The organism is Sphingobium sp., assembly GCF_049304695.1.
In the GTDB taxonomy this organism is placed as follows: Bacteria; Pseudomonadota; Alphaproteobacteria; order Sphingomonadales; family Sphingomonadaceae; genus Sphingobium.
In genome coordinates this window covers 1-2,228 of the sequence record NZ_JBAQOK010000056.1, presented here as the reverse complement: position 1 = coordinate 2,228, position 2,228 = coordinate 1, and the positions used below count along the sequence as shown (strand labels likewise).

Genomic DNA, 2,228 nt, shown 5'->3' with positions numbered 1-2,228 from the left:
CCAAAACCAACATCCCGATCTCGCCGCCTGAAAATCCAGCCGGCTGCTTAAACCATCGAAATGAGGGGTCCCTTTTAGACGCCGATCACCCCGCTAACGGGGTCCTTTTTGCACGCCGATCCACACCTCCATGCCGAAAAGCAGGGCTGGCAGATTGTCGAGGAATATACCGATCATGCCATTTCAGGCGCTTCGTTGCTGCGTCCCGGCATTCAGGCGCTGATTGCAGACGCCAATCGCGGCCGCTTCGACTTCGTGCTGGCCGAGGCCATGGATCGCCTGTCGCGCGATCAGGAGGATATTGCCGGGCTGTTCAAGCGCATGGCCTATGGCGACGTCAAGATGGTCACCCTGTCCGAAGGCGAGATCACCCATCTGCATATCGGCCTTAAAGGTACGATGAACGCCCTGTTTCTGAAAGATCTCGCCGACAAGACGCGGCGTGGCCAGCGCGGCCGTGTCGAGCAAGGCAAGTCGGGCGGTGGTAACAGCTATGGCTATGACGTCGTCAAACGGCTCGATGCCAACGGCGAACTGATCCGCGGCGACCGCTCCATCAATGACGCACAGGCAAGCGTCATCCAGCGCATCTTTCGCGACTATGTCGCTGGCAAATCGGCCAAACGGATAGCAACCGAGCTGAATAAAGAGGGCATCGAGGCACCAACCGGTGGCACCTGGGGCTTTAGCACCATAAATGGCAATCCCAAGCGCGGCACCGGCATCCTCAACAATGAGCTTTATATCGGAAAATTGATCTGGAACCGGCAACGTTTCATCAAGGATCCCGATACAGGAAAACGACAAGCTCGGCCCAATCCACATTCCGAATGGATCATTCAGGACGTACCTGAACTGCGCCTCATCGATGAGGCTCTCTGGCAGCATGCCAAGGAACGGCAAAAATCCTGCCAGGTGAATCAATTAAATCCAGCAGTAGGCTCCGCAAACTTCCGCGATCGCCGCCGCCAGAAATATCTCCTGTCCGGCCTGTTGCAATGCGGTTGCTGCGGCGGCGGATATTCGATGATTTCAGCGATGATGCTGGGCTGCTCGGCAGCCCGGAATAAGGGTACATGTGACAACCGCCTCAATATTCGACGCGACCGTCTGGAAGGGCGCGTGCTTCATGCGTTGCGCCATCATTTGATGGACCCGGCCCTGTTCGCTGAATTTTGCGCCGAGTTCACCAGGGAGATGAACCGCATGAGGGGCGACGCTGGCGCTGCTATCACAGCGGCGCGGGCAGAGATTGCCAAAATCGACCGGGACCTTGATATGCTGGTTAACCTGATTCTGCGCGGCGGCGCCGCAGACAAGATCAACGCGAAGATGGTTGGATTGGAAGCGCGCAAGAAAGAACTGGAGCGCGACCTCGCCCAGGCCCAGGAGCCCCCTCCCCTGCTCCATCCCAACATGGCGCACCATTATCGGGCTCAACTCGACAATCTCTATCAGGCCCTGGAGCATGATGACGAGAACAAGCGCTTCGAGTCGGCGGAGGTCATCCGTTCGCTCATAGAGGCGATCCTATTGGTGCCAGAAGGTGGCGAACTCAAGATCGACGTGCGCGGCGATCTGGCGGGCATCCTTGCGATTGCGGTGGAACGCAAAAAACCCGCCTCGAGGGAGGGTTCTTCGAAGGCTGCGACCTCCGGTGGGGTATCGCAATTTCAGATGGTTGCGGGAGGGCGATACAACCGAAGGCGACATCCAATATCCTCACGTATATGATCGAAGTTCCATATTTTCAATATTATTCAAAGTTTTACATCACTGTGAATACTTACTCCACAGACCGTTCTGCGGCCCGCGCACGGTCCCCATTGATGCATGCTGTGTTTGCTTGTGACGGCTACGCGATTGATAAGTTTCGATCCGCCCTTTTCGCCAAAAGAAACTTGGCGGTCGAAAATATCAAGCGATTGACCCATAGACATTGTCGTGACGCCTCGCCGGTAGATTTCCATTCACTCAAATCCCCTGGGGCGAAAGGTGCCGGGAATTCGAACATCTACATTGTTCCGAAATGTGATGTCGTCACCATACAGGGCACGCTCCTAAACAATTTAACATACCTATTATTATCGCACTGCGCTGGTGTAGCAGCAACGTTCAAATGTCACAGTTGCGCAAAGTAGAGATGTCTCACTTGGGCTACCGTGCCCTCCGGCTGTTCGGAGGTATTGAGCATGGCGGTGTTGCGTATGAGTACCGAGGAGCTTTCG

General features: G+C 55.6%; 1 protein-coding gene. It reads left to right on the top strand.

The window, feature by feature from the left end:
* The first annotated feature begins 108 nt into the window (after positions 1-108).
* A complete protein-coding gene (locus WA070_RS08995; protein WP_422633756.1) occupies positions 109-1,734 on the top strand; it encodes a recombinase family protein in 1,626 nt (541 codons plus the stop codon).
* The last annotated feature ends 494 nt before the right edge of the window (positions 1,735-2,228 follow it).